The following is a 14,887-nucleotide window of genomic DNA, read 5'->3' on the forward strand; positions in this document are numbered from 1 at the left end:
ACCACTTACGCTGTCAAGTATGAGGCTAGCATGAGCAGTCTCCGCGCGTCAAGCGTCAAATCCCCCTGAGCTTGCTTTCCCGCAAGGGCACGCAAAACTCACAGATATGCGCTGAGACCTTCGGATGCGCATATCGTTCTAGGATGGGTCTCGTGCCGTCCACAGGCAGCCGTGCTGCGCGTTGGGGAAGGTCTCCCCAGAAATCTGACACGCCCTCTTCTGTATGGGGGACTTCAAATACTGCCCAGCGGCCGCCGGCAACGGTGCGGACCGGCAGGCCGCAGGGGTCTTCTCGGCCGGTGAGGATCATGCCCACGTCATACCTCTGCCGGTCCTCCGGGATCTGCGCCGGATCGTCCAGAGCGATGCCCAGGATCGTTGTATCCTCCTGAAGCAGCGCATGTTCTCTCAGGTATCGTTTGAACTGCTCCATCAGCTGCCGGTTGCCTTCGCCATACCCGCCGGTCCGGCGCATATAGGCGATCTGCATGTCTCCCAGTTTCTCAATGGTCAAGCGACCACCTCCTATATGTTGATTCGTGTCCGGCCGGACAGCGAAATACTACATAGAATTCAAATATTTTGCAAGAACTTTTTTAAAATGATTGACTTTTCAGATTTTGGCTGATATACTAATTGAGCCGCTTTGAATGGGTTAAAAAGTGTCCCACCGGGACCGCCCCCGACAGCGAGCCCGTAATGAAGGAGTTGAAACAACGACATGAACGCAATTATCGTGACCGGCGGCAAGCAGTACAAGGTAGCCGAGGGCGACGTGGTCTACATCGAGAAGCTGAACCAGGAAGCCGGCGACACCGTGAAGTTTGACCAGGTCCTGGCCATCCTGGACGGCGACAAAGCCACCTTCGGCACTCCCGTGGTGGAGGGCGCTTCTGTGGAGGGCAAGATCGTCAAGAACGGCAAGGGCAAGAAGATCCGCATCTTCAAGTACAACGCCAAGAAGGGTTACCGCAAGCGTCAGGGCCATCGTCAGCCTTACACCAAGGTCGAGATCGGCAAGATCTCCGTCTGAGTATGACCACTGTCGTATTCCGTATGGAGGGCGACCGGATCACCGGCTTTGAGGCCCGTGGCCACAGCGGCTACGCCGAGGCGGGCGCCGACATCGTCTGCGCCGCCGTCACCAGCGCCATCCGTCTGGTGGAAGCCACCGTCAATGACGTGCTGGGCCTAGCCGCATCGGTTAAGGTTCGGGAGCAGGACGCGTCCATTTCGCTCCATCTGCCCGGAGGGCTGTCCCCCACGGCGGAGAGCACCTGTCAGTCTCTGCTGGCAGGCTTGATGGTTTACTTCTCCGCGCTCCACGACGAGTATCCCGACAACATCGAAGTTCTGGAGGATGATTGATCCTCCCCATCTAAAAATCTTCAGAAAGGATGGTCCGTATCATGATTCGTATTGGTCTTCAGTTCTTCGCCCACAAGAAGGGCGGCGGCTCCACCAAGAACGGCCGTGATTCCAAGGCCAAGCGCCTTGGCGCCAAGCGTGCCGACGGTCAGTTCGTCCAGGCCGGCAACATCCTGGTGCGTCAGCGCGGCACCCACATCCACCCCGGTGTGAACGTGGGCAAGGGCACTGACGACACCCTGTTCGCCACTGTCAGCGGTACAGTCCGCTTCGAGCGGCTGGGCAAGGATCGTAAGCAGGTCTCTGTCTACGAGGCTGAATAAGGAAGCCAAACCGCCCCGGTCAAATGACCGGGGCGGTTTTTTGCCGTTATGCGTTTTCTTGAAATGGTCCGTTTCAGAAACAGAGCGACCTTCTGGCCGGCATCAGTCAAAGCCAGTTGAGGGGATTCAGGATCTCCAGGAAAAACATCCAGAATGTGTCTTTAAAACAGGATTTTCGGCTCCTTTTCCCAGGAAACAGTGCCCGTATAAAGGCAATCAGCAGACATAGCAGGAGATACAGGACAGACACCAGTATGACCAGCAGGATCACGTCCTCCATCGTACAGCCCCCTTCTCGCAGAACATTTTATAGCGAAACCAGTATAACACAGCCTGCCCCACGGCGCCACAGACTCTTCCGCCTTTTGATTCTTGTACACAGGAAGCTTCAGCAGAACGCCTCCGCTCTTGACGTGTGGCAGGTTTTCGGATAAAATAGGCAGGATTAGGAATTCTTTGAATAGATCACAATATGAGGTGCAACCATGGCAACTTCTTTCATCGATAAGGCCCGAATCTCTGTCCGGGCAGGGAACGGCGGCAACGGTTCCGTGTCCTTTCACCGAGAAAAATATGTGGCTGCCGGCGGGCCGGACGGCGGCGACGGCGGCCGGGGCGGCTCCATCATTTTGCAGGTGGATGATAATATGTCCACCCTGATGGACTTCCGCTACAAGCGCAAGTACGAGGCCGGCAACGGCGCCGACGGCCAGGGGGCCCGGAAGACCGGCAAGGACGGCACAGATCTGGTCATCAAGGTTCCACGGGGCACGCTGGTGCGGGACGCAGAGACCGGCGAGATCATGCAGGACATGTCTGGCAGCGAGCCCTATGTTCTCTGCAAAGGCGGTCGGGGCGGCTGGGGCAACAGCCACTTCGCCACTCCCACCCGGCAGGTGCCCCGCTTTGCCAAGGCGGGACTCCCCGGCGAGGCCCATGATGTCATCCTGGAACTGAAACTGCTGGCGGACGTGGGGCTGGTGGGCTTCCCCAACGTGGGCAAGTCCACGCTGCTCTCCGTGGTATCCAAGGCCCAGCCCAAGATCGCCAACTACCACTTCACCACCCTGTTCCCCAATCTGGGCGTGGTGTGGGTAGAGGACGGCGTCAGCTTCGTCATGGCGGACATTCCCGGCATCATTGAGGGCGCCAGCGAGGGCGCCGGCCTGGGCCACGACTTCCTGCGGCACGTGGACCGCTGCCGCCTGTTGGTCCATGTGGTTGACGTGTCCGGCAGCGAGGGCCGGGACCCGGTGGAGGACTTTGACGCCATCAACGCGGAGCTGAAGCAGTACAGCCCGGACCTGGCGGAGCGGCCCCAGATCGTGGCCGCCAACAAGGTGGACATCCTCCCCCCGGACTCCGACAACCTGGAGCGGCTCCGGTCTCATGTGGAGGCTCTGGGCTACACGCTCCTGGAGATTTCCGCAGCCGCTCACCAGGGCACCCGGGAACTGGTGAAGAAGACGGCGGAGATGCTCTCCGTCCTGCCCCCTGTCACTGTGTATGAGCCGGAGTATGTGCCGAAGGCCCCGGTGATCGATGCCTCCGCCCCGCTGGACATCCACCGGGAGGACGACGGCACCTGGATCGTGGAGGGTCCCTGGCTGCGGCAGGTGATGGGCAACGTGAACTTCGCCGACTATGAGAGCCGGATGTGGTTCGACAAGGTGCTGCGGGATAATGGCTTCTTCCAGAAGCTGGAAGAGATGGGCATTCAGGACGGTGACATTGTTTCCCTATACGATTTTGAATTTGAATACCAGCGGTAAAATCCAGGGGCGGGCCAAATGGCCCGCCCCTGTTTTTCCAAAATTCAAAACGAAAATTAGAGAAATTTTTTACGCTTTTTTGTAATGAACTCACAAAGTTTTTTTCAAAGCTTGACAGGCGGGCCCAGCGTGTTGTACACTCAGCCCAAGTTCAAAAGCACAAACCAATGACGCGGACGAGTACACGGACGTCGCTTCTCCAAGAGAGCTGCCGGTGGTGGGATGGCAGCAGAAGGGGCCCCGCCGAATGGACCGCAGAGGGCGGGCTGAACGGGATCTCTCCCCAGTAAGCGCCGACGGGCTTTTCCCCCGTTACCAGGGAAAGACGTGTGTTGGCACGTCGCCGAGTGGGCGAGCAATCGCCAAGTTGGGTGGCACCGCAGAAGTCGCAGACTTTTGTCCCAAGGGAACCATAGGAATGGGTCCTTGTGGGATGAAGGTCTTTTTCTTTTTCTCCAAAGGGCCGCAGATCAGAAAGGAGCACAACCATGACATTCGAGAAAATCCCCTACAAAATCTACCTGACCGAAGACGAGATGCCCATGAATTGGTACAATGTCCGGGCAGATATGAAGACCAAGCCCGCCCCTCTGCTGAACCCCGCCACCGGCACGCCCATGGGCTTCGATGACCTGCGTCCGGTGTTCTGCGACGAACTGATCCGGCAGGAACTGGACAATGACACCCGGGAGATCCCCATCCCCCAGGAGATCCGGGACTTCTATAAAATGTACCGGCCCTCTCCCCTGGTGCGGGCCTACTGCCTGGAGGAAAAGCTCCAGACCCCCGCCAAGATCTACTACAAGTTCGAGGGCAACAACACCTCCGGCTCCCACAAGCTGAACAGCGCCATCGCCCAGGCTTACTACGCCAAGAACCAGGGCCTCAAGGGCGTCACCACTGAGACCGGCGCCGGCCAGTGGGGTACTGCCCTCTCCATGGCCTGTTCCTACCTGGGGCTGGACTGCCAGGTCTACATGGTGAAGGTCAGCTACGAGCAGAAGCCTTTCCGGCGGGAGGTCATGCGGACCTACGGCGCCGCCGTCACCCCCTCCCCCTCCGATACCACCAGCGTAGGCCGGGCCATTTTGAAGGAGCACCCGGGTACCACCGGCTCCCTGGGCTGTGCCATTTCCGAGGCAGTGGAAGCCGCCGCCAGCCAGCCCGGCTACCGCTATGTGCTGGGCAGCGTCCTTAACCAGGTGCTGCTGCACCAGTCCATCATCGGTCTGGAGGCCAAGGCGGCTCTAGACAAGTACAACATCGTGCCCGATATCATCATCGGCTGCGCCGGCGGCGGCAGCAACCTGGGCGGTCTGATCTCCCCCTTCATGGGTGAAAAGCTGCGGGGCGAGCGGGATTACCAGTTCATCGCCGTGGAGCCCGCCTCCTGCCCCAGCTTCACCCGCGGCAAATTCGCATACGACTTCTGTGACACCGGCAAGGTCTGCCCCCTGGCCAAAATGTACACTCTGGGCAGCAACTTCATTCCCTCCGCCAACCACGCCGGAGGTCTGCGGTACCACGGCATGAGCCCCGTGCTCTCCGAGCTGTACCATGAGGGGCTGATGGAGGCCCGTGCGGTAGAGCAGACAAAGGTCTTTGAGGCGGCGGAGCAGTTCGCCCGGGTGGAGGGCATCCTTCCGGCGCCGGAGTCCAGTCACGCCATCCGGGTAGCCATCGACGAGGCTATGAAGTGCAAGGAGACCGGCGAAGAGAAGACCATTGTCTTTGGCCTCACCGGCACCGGCTACTTCGATATGGTGGCCTATGAGAAGTTCCACAACGGCCAGATGACCGACTATATCCCCACTGACGCAGAACTGGAGGCCAGCTTCGCCCAGCTGCCCAAGGTGCCGGGACAGGATTGACCCTAGTCACGAAGACAGCGGAGGACATGTTGTCCTCCGCTATTTTCTCTGTTCCGGTGGTTTTTCTGCATAAATGTCGCCGGTCTGCGCAAACTGGATCCGAATCCATTTGCCCAGACTGGAGGAATGTCTTGTGTCCAATCCCAACCGCCGCGGCGCCATGGCGCTGGTGTCCGCCTCCCTGTGCCTGACGCTCGCCGCGCTGTTTTATTTCACTGCCCCGGCACCGGCCCTCACCGCCTCCGCCCCCATCGCGGTCCCTGCGGCTGCGGACTGGGGGCTATCCTTCCCCACAGAGGGGGAATCCCCAGTGGGCAATGCCTCTGCGGAGGACCTGGCCCAATACGGCGCCTACTACCTGGGGGATACCAGCCAAAAGGTCCTCTACCTCACCTTTGACTGCGGATATGAGAACGGCTGCACAGAGGCCATACTGGACGCCCTGAAAAAGCACAATGCCCCCGCCGCCTTCTTTGTGGTGGGGCATATGATCGAATCTGCTCCCGACATCGTCCGCCGCATGGCGGCAGAGGGCCACATTGTGGGCAACCACACGTACCACCACCCGGATATGTCCAGCATCTCGGACATGGCCGCATTCCAGAAGGAGCTGACGGACCTGGAGACCCTGTACCAGGAGACCACAGGACAGCCTCTCTCCAAGTTCTACCGCCCGCCTCAGGGAAAATACAGTGTGGAGAATCTGAAGCAGGCCCAACAGCTGGGATACACCACCGTGTTCTGGAGTCTGGCCTATGTGGACTGGAACACGGACGATCAACCTTCTGCGGAGGAGGCCTATGCCAAACTGCTGCCCCGCATCCACGACGGAGCCATCGTGCTGCTCCACTCTACCTCCGCCACCAACGCCGCGATCCTGGATGACCTGCTGACCAAGTGGGAGGAGATGGGCTACACCTTCGCCTCCCTGGACCAGCTGCCCGGGCTGGCCTGACCACGCACCGGACCGGACGCAGCGCCCGGCTTCATTCTCCCCTTGCTTCCTGCCGCCTGACATGATAGGATGGTGGAGACGAAAGGGGGCGGCGTCCCATGCGTTCTCTCTCCAAATCCAAGTGGATGGAAGCTGTTCAGTCCTACGTGCTCTATTTCTTTTTCTACTCCATGCTGGGGTGGCTGTATGAGGTGTTTCTGGAAGTGGTGGTCTACCGCTGGGGATTCACCAACCGGGGTGTGCTGCTGGGGCCCTACTGCCCGGTGTACGGCGTTGGCGCCCTGGTGTTCCTGCTGGCCTTCTCCCGCCTGATGGCTAAGCGGGAGCCAGCGTGGTTCCGCTGGGTGAAGCCAGTGCTGGTGTTCCTGGGCTGCATGATCGCCGCCACCGCCATCGAGCTGGCCACCAGCTATCTGCTGGAGGCCCTGACCGGCGCCTGGCCCTGGCAGACCTACCGAGACTACGCTATCAACTTTGAGGGCCGTATCGCTCTCTCCCCCTCCATCCGCTTCGGACTAGGCGGACTGCTGTTCCTGTACGTGCTCCAGCCCCTGTTCCACCGGCTGGTCCACAGCCTGTCGCCCCGGGTGCGCCGCGGGGCTTGCATCGCCGTTCTGGTGCTGCTGGCTGTGGACTGCGCCGTGCTGCTGTTCCGGTGATGCCGCCTGCCGCATTAATCAAAAGAGGACTGACTTGGTCAGTCCTCTTTCTGTTCTTCCATCATCTTTTCCAGATACTGCTGGATGCAGCGGAACGTCTCCTCGCTGAGGTCGTGTTCCACCTTGCAGGCATCCTCCGAGGCCACCTCCGGCGTTACTCCCAGAAGGACAAAGAGCTTGGAGAGGGTCTTGTGCCGACCGTAGACACGGCTGGCCACTTCCAACCCGCTTTCATTCAGAGTGATGAATCCGTCCGCATCCATCGAGATATAACCGTTTTCCCGCAGCTTCTTCATGGCGATGCTGACGCTGGGCTTGGAGTATCCCAGCTCGTTGACGATGTCAATGGACCGCACCTGCCCCCGCCGCTGCTGCAAAACCAGGATGGACTCCAGATAGTCCTCTGCGGACTCGTGGATTACCATGGCGCTCAACCTTTCTCTTTGGAGAATAAATCACTTGCCGGAAAACGTGAGCCGCCTATCGGCCGTGATCTATTTCGAGCGGGAAAGGTCATGCGGATAGTGGAAAAAAGAGAGACATGCTTTAACATGTCTCTCTTTTTTGGTGGAGATAAGCGGGATCGAACCGCTGACCTCTTGACTGCCAGTCAAGCGCTCTCCCAGCTGAGCTATACCCCCGAACCGCTTGTCCTATGCGGCTTTCGCGCTCGGAACATTGATAAGTATAACAAGATCATCGCCAAATGTCAACACTTATTTTTCGATTTTTCAAATTTTTTCAATAGGGGGTTTTCACTCCTCTTCAGGCCGCAGGACACCGTGGAGGACGAAGCGTGCATTCTCAAATTCATAGCTGCAGGTGGAGAGCGTCACCACCCGGTCCTCTGCCCTGGGTGACACCTTGCTGGAAAAGGCGGACTTCTCCCCCACCTCCTCCAGCCAGGCCAGGTACGCCTGCTCATCGGAGAAATCCAGCATCCAGGCACTCTCCGCCGTGTCCGCCACGTAGCCGGAAAACAGCTCCACCACATACCGCCCCTCCGGTGTCACCAGCAGAAAAACCGGGTGGGCGTCATAGTAGACCTGCTCCTGATAATTCCCCAGGGCGGCAAACATAGTGCCGTTTTTCATCCGATGGCCGTAGATCACCGTGTTGCGGCCAGAAAAATCCGGCCGGCATGATGTGTCCACAAAAAGGCACCCGGCGCTGTTGGCCGTGCCGTCCAAGAGATGGTCCAGGTAATAGTCATTGTCCGTCCCCTGGACCACCGGGTAGGAGATGCCGGTGTCCGGGCCGTAGAGCCAGGCAGTCACATCCGGATTCACCGCCGCCAGGGCCGTGAAGTCCACCTCCGGCCAGGCCAGCTCTGCCGGCGTCTCCTCCGTCTCCTCCGACGCAGGGGGCAGGGACGCAAACTGCTCCAGTTTGAAATAGGCGTCTGCTCCCACCCGGTACTCGTGCAGGATCCGCAGGACCTGATATCCGCTGAAGCAGGCAATGCCCAGAAACAGGCAGAGAAAGAGCCCGCAGCTCCGGCCCTTCATACCCCCTCCTCCTTTGCGCAGTCCTTCCAGCGCAGGCTGCGAAGCTCGTCCTTCTGCTCCGGCGTGATCCGATAGCTCTCCACAGCCTTCTGAATGGTCTTGTTGTGGGTCCAGCGGTCCAGGCGACGCTGCCGCAGATAGGGCAGCGCCGCGTCGTACTGCTTGGCCAGGGCGGTGGCAAAATACCAAGCCGCCATCATCTTCACGTAATACTCCTCCCGCCGGACACCGGCAGCCAGATCCAAGTCCTCCATCTGAAACCCCTCATCCAGATAAAAGCTCATCAGCATCCCCAGGCCGAAGCGGACAGTATAGGTGTGCGCATCCTCCACCCAGCGGCGGATCTGTTTCCGCAGCTCCGGCGGATGCTTCCGGAATGCCTTCGGGCTCAACAGGTCGCAGGTGGCCCAGTTGTCCACATAGGGCAGGAATGTCTCCAGCGCCGCCACGGCACCGTCATAGTCCGGGATCGCCGAGATCAGCAAGCCGTGGAGGTTATTCTCCTCATAATAGCGGTGGGGCAGCTCCTGGAGGAAGCCCCCTGCCACCGGCGTTCCGGCGATTTCCCGGGCCAGCTTCCGCAAAGCCGGCATCCGGACGCCGATCACCGTCTGCGGGTCTATGGTGGGTATCAGCTTGCTCTGAAAAGCCTGATAGGCCGGGTCCCGCAGGGCAAAGAGCGCAGTTTGGATGTCCGTCATATCCCCGCCTCCCATCAGCGCAGCTCGTCCTTCAAATTGCCGTCCAGATCCAGCCACTGGACGGCGTCCTCCGTCATCCGCATACAGCCGTGCCAGCTGTTCTCCTTGGGGATAGAAACAGAGCCGGGGTTCCAATACCACACCCCGTCCTCCAGACGCCTCATGGGCACGTGGAAGTGGCCGTAGACCACATACCCCGCCCCGTCCAGCAGGGTCTGGGAGGGCCGCTGATCCACATTGAAATGGTGGCCGTGGGTCAGGAACAGCCGCCTGCCGCACAGCTCCTCCACCTGGAAGTCCGCCTCGATGGGAAAGTGCAGCACCATCTGGTCCACCTCCGCATCACAGTTGCCGTGGACACAGAGGATCCGGTCCTTCACGCTGTTCAGCATGGCAAAGACCGCCTTGGGATCGTATCCCTCCGGCAGGTCGTTCCGGGGGCCATGGTACAGCAGGTCCCCCAGCAGCACCAGGCGGTCCGCCCCCCGCTTCTCCATCAGGTCCAGCAGCTTCCGGCAGTACAGGGCACTGCCGTGAATGTCCGACGCGATCCATACGTTCATCGTTCTTCTCTCCTGTCGTTTCGTGTCTCTTCCGGGTATGCGGGCCCAATCTCCAACTCCTCATAACCGGTCTCGCTGTCCGGCCGGCGGGTGAACACGCAGCTCCGGATTTCTGCCAGTACGATCTCGGCCGTGGTGTTCACCGTGCACCCCGGCAGCAGGTGGCCGCCGAAGGCGGAGAGGTCCTCCCGGCTGAAGCTGGCGTGAAGGTGGCAGCCGTACTCCGATACGGTGCCCATCAGGGAGACGATCTCCACATCCTCCTCTCCGCTGCGCACCCGGACACCGGTCGCGTCCCGCAGCCGCCAGCGGGAGACGCAGCCCACACCGGAAACCACTGCCCCGGCGGCGATATGATGCGCCTTCACATAGGCCTCGATCTCCTCGTACAAATCCTGCCCCCGGCGGAGGCGGAAACAATGATACATGATGTTCCCTCCCTGATTGCCCCCGTCTCCGGCGGCTTTGCGGCTATTGTACCACGGAACGGCGCCGCGTACAACGGATTTCCGGCGACAATGTGCAGGGGCGCGGCTTCCGCCGCGCCCCTGCGCCTCATTTGGACCGCTTCAGCACTTCCAGCACGAACCGCCACACCCGCTGGACGGAGGCGATCTCCATCCGCTCCCGCGGGGTGTGGATGTCCAGCAGATTCGGGCCAATGGACACACAGTCCAGCCCCGGCAGCTTGCCGCTCAGAATACCGCACTCCACGCCCGCGTGGATGGCCTCGATCTTTGGCTTCCGGCCGTACTGCTCCTGAAAGACCTCCGTCATCAGGTCCCGCAGGGAGGAGTCCTGCCGGTACTCCCAAGCGGGATAATCCCCGGAGATGGAGACAGTGCCCCCCAGCTGCGCCATCAGGGTCCGGAGGCGACGGTGGAGCATCTCCTTCTGGCTGCCCAGGGAGCTGCGGACGCAGAAGGTGGCCGTCAGGGCCGTCTGCTCCGCAGCCAGGATGCCCAGGTTCAGCGAGGTCTGCACCAGACCGTGGATCTCCATGCTCATGGCCTGGACGCCGTTGGGCAGGCAGGTGAGCATGCAGACTGCCCGCTCTGTGGACGCCCAGTCCATAGGCGTCTCCCGCACGGTGCAGGGCGCCGCCTCCACGCGGAGGCCCGGGTCCGCTGCGGCATATTCCCGGGAGAGATCCGCGGCCAATGCCTCCGCCGCCTGCCGGGCGACGGCATCGTCAGATACCACCACCTGGGCGGACGCCTCCACGGCGATGGCGTTGTCCTTTCCGCCGCCCGCCGCCGTCACCAGGCGCAGCTCCGTCCGTTCCGCCATGGCCTGGAGCAATCGGCCCAGCAGCACACAGGCATTGGCCCGGCCCTTGTGGATCTCTGTGCCGGAGTGCCCCCCGGCAAGCCCCCGGACCGTCACCTCCAGCGCCGCGCCGCCATAGGGCGCCCGGGTCACGGGCAGAGTGCACTGGGCCATGCTTCCGCCTGCGCAGCTGACGGTGAAGATCCCCTCCTCTTCGGAGTCCACGTTGATGAGCTTCCGCCCCCGGAGAGGCGCGGCGTCCAGGGCCTCCGCTCCCAGCATTCCGATCTCCTCGTCCGTGGTGAGGACCACCTCCAGCCGGGGGTGGGGGATCGCCTGATCGTCCAGGATCGCCAGGGCCATGGCCACCGCAATGCCGTCATCGCCGCCCAGGGTGGTGCCCTTCGCCCGGACGCAGCCGTCCTCCACCAGCAGGTCCAGGCCCTCTCCGGCCATGTCCTTGGTGCAGCCGGGCTCTTTTTCACACACCATATCCAGGTGGCCTTGAAGAATGACGGGTGCCGCCGCCTCATACCCGGGCGTGGCCTCCTGGATGATAATGACGTTCCCCGCCTGGTCCTGATGGCACTCCAGCCCCCGCTCCCTGGCAAAGGCTGCGCACCAGTCGCTGACCGCCTGGCAGTTCCGGGAGCCGTGGGGGATGGCACACAGCTCCTCAAAGAAGCGGAACACCCCCTGGGGCTCCAACTGTTCCAACACGCGCATAAACACTCCTTTCCCGGCGGGCCATTCTCCCGGCGCCGCCGTCTGTTTCCGCCTTGTAGTATATCCCATTCCCAGGGGCGGCGCAAGCCGATTGGGAAAAACAGAAGAGGCGCCGGCCATTTTGCCGGTGCCTCTTCCCCGTGCGCTGTCTCTCACGAAAGCTCAGAGAACCGCAGGACCACCTTGAACAAGTCTCCGTCCACAGTCAGCTCCAGGGTGCCCTTCTGGAGCTCTGTCAGGCTCCGGGCGATGGAAAGGCCCAGGCCGTTTCCCTCGCCGCCTCGGGCGGCGTCTCCCCGGACGAACCGTTCCAGCAGTTCCTCCGCCGGGATATCTAACGGCGCCCGGGAGGTGTTTTTGAAGGAGATCACCGCCTGGCCGTCTCGCTCCTCCAGCGTCAGGTACACCCGGGTGCCCCGCTGGGCGTACTTACAGATGTTGTTCATCAGGTTGTCGAACACCCGCCACAGCCGTCGGCCGTCCGCCAGGATGGTCACCGCTGTCTCCGGTTGCCGGGTTACCAGGTCCAGGCCCGCGTCCTTCAGCTTCTGTTCGTACTCCCCTGCCGCCTGGGTCAGCAGCACGCCAGGCTGGCAGGGGGCCAGATTCACCTCCAGATTCCCTGTGGAGGCCTTGGACGCCTCCACCAGATCCTCGATCAGCCGCTTCAGCCGCTCGGACTGGCGGGTGAGGACAGCCGCGTACTCCGGGATCTTCTCACTGTTCGGGGGCTCCTTTCCGATGAGGTCCGCGTAATTGATGATGGAGGTCAGGGGCGTCTTGATGTCGTGGGACACGTTGGTGATGAGCTCCGTTTTCATCCGCTCGCTGCGCATCCGCTGGTCCACCGCCGCCGCCATGCCCTGGGCGATGTGGTTCAGGTCCTCGCCGTGGGATTTGAAGTCCAGCACCATCCGGCTGGTGTCCACCTGATAGCTCAGGTCCCCGGCGGCCAGAGCCCGGCCGCCCAGCAGCAGCTTCCGGCACATGAGGGCCAAAGCCAGCACCGCCAGGAGCAGCAGGAGCTTCTCAAAGATCCACAGGAGCGCCAGCAGGCCCCAGCTCCAGGCGAACATGCTGAACAGGATCCCAAGGCCCTCCAGGACACAGAGGCCCAGGAACACCAGCACGGTCTTGCCCACCAGGGGGACGTTGTGAAGCAGTCCCGCCAGCCCATGCGCTGCGCCCCGGAGGCCGCTGCCCAGGGCCCGAAGGACCGCCCCGCCGCCACGGCGGAGCAAGCGGAGGGCCACATAGACCACTGTATTCCTCCACCAGCCACCCAGTTTGAGCCGCAGGGCCAGGGACATGCACCAGCCGGTAAAGACGCCCGCCAGGGCGGCAGGACCCAGTACCACAGCCAGCACCACGCCAATGCCTCCAAAGTTGGCCTCCACCACCAGTTGGATGCCCAAGAACAGCCCCAGTGCCACCGCCGCCGTCAGAAGGTCCAGTGGGATCCGTGTCCCCCAGCCGGGACGGACGCCGTCCACGTAAGGATGGTGCCCGGCGGCACACAGCAGGAAGATGAAGCAGACTGTCACCAGCAGCGCCGCAGCAGCGATGATGGCGTAGATCCAGTAGCGGAGGGCGTAGGCCAGTTCCGCCAGCCGGTTGGCCAGGGCGTAGTCGTCGTCATAAACAAACACAGAGGACAGCGGCACTGTAATCCGCACGGTATAAGCGTTCTCAACAACGCCGGCGCTGGGCCGTTCCGGATTTGCCCAGTCATAGGAAAATCTGAACTGCCACGGACTATCATATTCTGCAAGCCCCGTGTACCAGAGCTCCCTGCCGGTCTTATCCTGTACCATGACGTAAGAGATGTTCCGCTCCGCACAGTAGCTGTCTGCTGCTTCCGTATTCATCTGGTATACCTGCTCTTCACTGTTCCAGATCAGGAAATTGAGAAGCGTCTGCCCGTCTCCCCAGGCGATATTGGAAAACAGCTCCTGCTTGAAAGCCGTCTCGCTGGTGACATAGACGTCGGTGCTGTACAAAAACACCGCGCCCAGCACACCGCCGGCGGTAACGGCGGTCATCACCAGCATCAGCAGAAAGGCTATGACCTTGGCCGCCGTACTCTCCGTGAGCCTCTTTTTCCGTTTCGGTGCCGGAGGCTGCATGGGCTGCTCCTCCATCACCGCCTGGGCGATCTCCTTTTCGATGTTCTGTTCGATGGCCTTCATGCCCGCATCCCCTTTTCCAGTTTGTACCCCTGGCCCCAGACCACCTTTAAGTATCTGGGCTCCGCCGGGTCGATCTCGATCTTCTCCCGCAGGTGGCGGATGTGAACCGCCACTGTGTTCTCACTGCCGAAGGGAGCGTCCTTCCATACCTTCCGGTAGATCTCCCTGGGGGAGAACACCTGCCCCGGGTGCTCCAGCAGCAGCTTCAGAATATCGTACTCCGTGGGCGTCAGAGCTACCGGATCCCCATCCACGGCGACGGTCTTCTCCCGGTCGTCCATCTGGATAGTGCCCAGGGTCAGCACCTCCGGCCGGAGTGCACCGCTCCCCAGCTGGAAGTACCGCCGCAGCTGGCTGCGGACCCGGGCAGCCACCTCCACCGGGTTGAAGGGCTTGGTGATGTAGTCGTCTGCCCCCACGTTGAGGCCCAGGATCTTATCCGTGTCCTCGCTCTTGGCAGTCAGCAGGATCACCGGCACGTTACTCACCTGCCGGAGCTTTGCCAAAGCGGTAATCCCGTCCATCTCCGGCATCATAATGTCCAGCAGCACCAGATGGATGTCCTTCCGCTCCAGGGCATCCAGAGCCTCCTGACCCGTGTGGGCCTCCAGCAAATGGTAGTCCGGATTGGCCAGGTAGATTTTCAGCGCGTTGACGATGTCCTGTTCATCGTCGCAGATCAGGATGTTATACATGGGGCTCCCTCCTTGGCTTCCATGATACCGGATGGCGGTTTAATAAAAAACCGGGAAACTTCTTAAGATTTTATGAAGACCGCTTTCGGTGCCGCCTTCCGCCGGGCGGCACAGCCGGACAAACGGGAATCTCTGAACGCACGGAGCGGCCCCCGCCCATACGGGCGGGGGCCGCCTGCCCCGGATCCGCCCCAGCACGCTGCCGCAGCGGTCTGTCTGGACCTCGTCGAAGCCGGATTCCTCCATCTTCCCACTGTACCAGTTCTGCCACCCCCTGCTCCCGGCCGG

At 61.3% G+C, this 14,887-nt stretch carries 16 protein-coding genes and 1 tRNA gene; 7 read left to right on the forward strand and 10 right to left on the reverse strand.

What is annotated here, in order from left to right:
• Positions 1 to 55: 55 nt before the first annotated feature.
• Positions 56 to 514, reverse strand: coding sequence for an AraC family transcriptional regulator (locus DN611_RS09280; protein ID WP_119311145.1), 459 nt, complete (start codon positions 512 to 514; stop codon positions 56 to 58).
• Between the two features lie 207 nt (positions 515 to 721).
• Here DN611_RS09280 and rplU point away from each other — a divergent pair, with 207 nt between their 5' ends.
• From rplU to DN611_RS09315, 7 genes are all read left to right on the forward strand, one after another.
• Complete coding sequence (gene rplU / locus DN611_RS09285; protein WP_119311146.1) at positions 722 to 1,033, forward strand: 50S ribosomal protein L21; 312 nt, start codon at positions 722 to 724, stop codon at positions 1,031 to 1,033.
• 2 nt (positions 1,034 to 1,035) lie between these two features.
• Complete coding sequence (locus DN611_RS09290; RefSeq protein WP_021750085.1) at positions 1,036 to 1,368, forward strand: ribosomal-processing cysteine protease Prp; 333 nt, start codon at positions 1,036 to 1,038, stop codon at positions 1,366 to 1,368.
• 41 nt (positions 1,369 to 1,409) lie between these two features.
• Positions 1,410 to 1,691 (forward strand): 50S ribosomal protein L27, encoded by a 282-nt coding sequence (gene rpmA, locus DN611_RS09295; RefSeq protein ID WP_025543765.1) that lies wholly within the window; start codon positions 1,410 to 1,412, stop codon positions 1,689 to 1,691.
• Positions 1,692 to 2,176: 485 nt separating this feature from the next.
• Positions 2,177 to 3,463, forward strand: coding sequence for a GTPase ObgE (obgE, locus tag DN611_RS09300; protein ID WP_119311147.1), 1,287 nt, complete (start codon positions 2,177 to 2,179; stop codon positions 3,461 to 3,463).
• Positions 3,464 to 3,951: 488 nt separating this feature from the next.
• The gene (locus DN611_RS09305; protein WP_119311148.1) at positions 3,952 to 5,334 is read left to right on the forward strand and encodes a TrpB-like pyridoxal phosphate-dependent enzyme; all 1,383 of its coding nucleotides are present in this window, start codon (positions 3,952 to 3,954) and stop codon (positions 5,332 to 5,334) included.
• A 160-nt stretch (positions 5,335 to 5,494) separates the two neighbouring features.
• Complete coding sequence (locus DN611_RS09310; protein WP_021750080.1) at positions 5,495 to 6,289, forward strand: polysaccharide deacetylase family protein; 795 nt, start codon at positions 5,495 to 5,497, stop codon at positions 6,287 to 6,289.
• 98 nt (positions 6,290 to 6,387) lie between these two features.
• Positions 6,388 to 6,948: a putative ABC transporter permease gene (locus DN611_RS09315; protein ID WP_256264246.1), complete on the forward strand. Its 561-nt coding sequence runs from the start codon at positions 6,388 to 6,390 to the stop codon at positions 6,946 to 6,948.
• Positions 6,949 to 6,986: 38 nt separating this feature from the next.
• Here the strand turns inward: DN611_RS09315 and DN611_RS09320 are convergent, their stop codons facing one another.
• The 9 genes from DN611_RS09320 to DN611_RS09360 form a co-directional block, all read right to left on the reverse strand.
• The gene (locus DN611_RS09320; RefSeq protein ID WP_021750078.1) at positions 6,987 to 7,373 is read right to left on the reverse strand and encodes a metal-dependent transcriptional regulator; all 387 of its coding nucleotides are present in this window, start codon (positions 7,371 to 7,373) and stop codon (positions 6,987 to 6,989) included.
• A 140-nt stretch (positions 7,374 to 7,513) separates the two neighbouring features.
• A tRNA-Ala gene (locus tag DN611_RS09325) sits at positions 7,514 to 7,589 on the reverse strand.
• Between the two features lie 114 nt (positions 7,590 to 7,703).
• Positions 7,704 to 8,456 carry a class B sortase gene (srtB, locus tag DN611_RS09330; RefSeq protein WP_021750077.1) on the reverse strand — a complete coding sequence of 251 codons (753 nt, stop codon included), beginning with the start codon at positions 8,454 to 8,456 and terminating at the stop codon, positions 7,704 to 7,706.
• On the reverse strand, positions 8,453 to 9,157 hold the full coding sequence (locus tag DN611_RS09335; RefSeq protein WP_119311149.1) for a DNA alkylation repair protein: 705 nt from the start codon (positions 9,155 to 9,157) through the stop codon (positions 8,453 to 8,455). The genes srtB and DN611_RS09335 overlap by 4 nt, the downstream gene beginning before the upstream one ends.
• A gap of 14 nt (positions 9,158 to 9,171) precedes the next feature.
• The gene (gene yfcE / locus DN611_RS09340) at positions 9,172 to 9,720 is read right to left on the reverse strand and encodes a phosphodiesterase (RefSeq protein ID WP_119311150.1); all 549 of its coding nucleotides are present in this window, start codon (positions 9,718 to 9,720) and stop codon (positions 9,172 to 9,174) included.
• Positions 9,717 to 10,148 (reverse strand): PPC domain-containing DNA-binding protein, encoded by a 432-nt coding sequence (locus tag DN611_RS09345; RefSeq protein WP_119311151.1) that lies wholly within the window; start codon positions 10,146 to 10,148, stop codon positions 9,717 to 9,719. Before DN611_RS09345 ends, yfcE begins: the two co-directional genes overlap by 4 nt.
• Before the next feature lie 127 nt (positions 10,149 to 10,275).
• On the reverse strand, positions 10,276 to 11,715 hold the full coding sequence (locus DN611_RS09350; RefSeq protein WP_119311152.1) for an aminoacyl-histidine dipeptidase: 1,440 nt from the start codon (positions 11,713 to 11,715) through the stop codon (positions 10,276 to 10,278).
• A 152-nt stretch (positions 11,716 to 11,867) separates the two neighbouring features.
• Positions 11,868 to 13,904: a sensor histidine kinase gene (locus DN611_RS09355; protein ID WP_119311153.1), complete on the reverse strand. Its 2,037-nt coding sequence runs from the start codon at positions 13,902 to 13,904 to the stop codon at positions 11,868 to 11,870.
• Positions 13,901 to 14,599, reverse strand: coding sequence for a response regulator transcription factor (locus DN611_RS09360; protein ID WP_119311154.1), 699 nt, complete (start codon positions 14,597 to 14,599; stop codon positions 13,901 to 13,903). The genes DN611_RS09355 and DN611_RS09360 overlap by 4 nt, the downstream gene beginning before the upstream one ends.
• Between the last annotated feature and the right edge of the window lie 288 nt (positions 14,600 to 14,887).

This window comes from Oscillibacter sp. PEA192 (genome assembly GCF_003574015.1).
GTDB lineage: Bacteria > Bacillota > Clostridia > Oscillospirales > Oscillospiraceae > Oscillibacter > Oscillibacter welbionis.

Bases quoted from the DNA above. Each gene is read 5' to 3' on its own strand.
- DN611_RS09350 (WP_119311152.1), bottom strand. From the start codon at position 11,715: ATGCGCGTGTTGGAACAGTTGGAGCCCCAGGGGGTGTTCCGCTTCTTT.
- DN611_RS09345 (WP_119311151.1), bottom strand. From the start codon at position 10,148: ATGTATCATTGTTTCCGCCTCCGCCGGGGGCAGGATTTGTACGAGGAG.
- srtB (WP_021750077.1), bottom strand. From the start codon at position 8,456: ATGAAGGGCCGGAGCTGCGGGCTCTTTCTCTGCCTGTTTCTGGGCATT.
- DN611_RS09355 (WP_119311153.1), bottom strand. From the start codon at position 13,904: ATGAAGGCCATCGAACAGAACATCGAAAAGGAGATCGCCCAGGCGGTG.
- DN611_RS09335 (WP_119311149.1), bottom strand. From the start codon at position 9,157: ATGACGGACATCCAAACTGCGCTCTTTGCCCTGCGGGACCCGGCCTAT.
- obgE (WP_119311147.1), top strand. From the start codon at position 2,177: ATGGCAACTTCTTTCATCGATAAGGCCCGAATCTCTGTCCGGGCAGGG.
- DN611_RS09290 (WP_021750085.1), top strand. From the start codon at position 1,036: ATGACCACTGTCGTATTCCGTATGGAGGGCGACCGGATCACCGGCTTT.
- DN611_RS09310 (WP_021750080.1), top strand. From the start codon at position 5,495: ATGGCGCTGGTGTCCGCCTCCCTGTGCCTGACGCTCGCCGCGCTGTTT.
- rpmA (WP_025543765.1), top strand. From the start codon at position 1,410: ATGATTCGTATTGGTCTTCAGTTCTTCGCCCACAAGAAGGGCGGCGGC.
- DN611_RS09360 (WP_119311154.1), bottom strand. From the start codon at position 14,599: ATGTATAACATCCTGATCTGCGACGATGAACAGGACATCGTCAACGCG.
- yfcE (WP_119311150.1), bottom strand. From the start codon at position 9,720: ATGAACGTATGGATCGCGTCGGACATTCACGGCAGTGCCCTGTACTGC.
- DN611_RS09315 (WP_256264246.1), top strand. From the start codon at position 6,388: ATGCGTTCTCTCTCCAAATCCAAGTGGATGGAAGCTGTTCAGTCCTAC.
- DN611_RS09320 (WP_021750078.1), bottom strand. From the start codon at position 7,373: ATGGTAATCCACGAGTCCGCAGAGGACTATCTGGAGTCCATCCTGGTT.
- DN611_RS09305 (WP_119311148.1), top strand. From the start codon at position 3,952: ATGACATTCGAGAAAATCCCCTACAAAATCTACCTGACCGAAGACGAG.
- rplU (WP_119311146.1), top strand. From the start codon at position 722: ATGAACGCAATTATCGTGACCGGCGGCAAGCAGTACAAGGTAGCCGAG.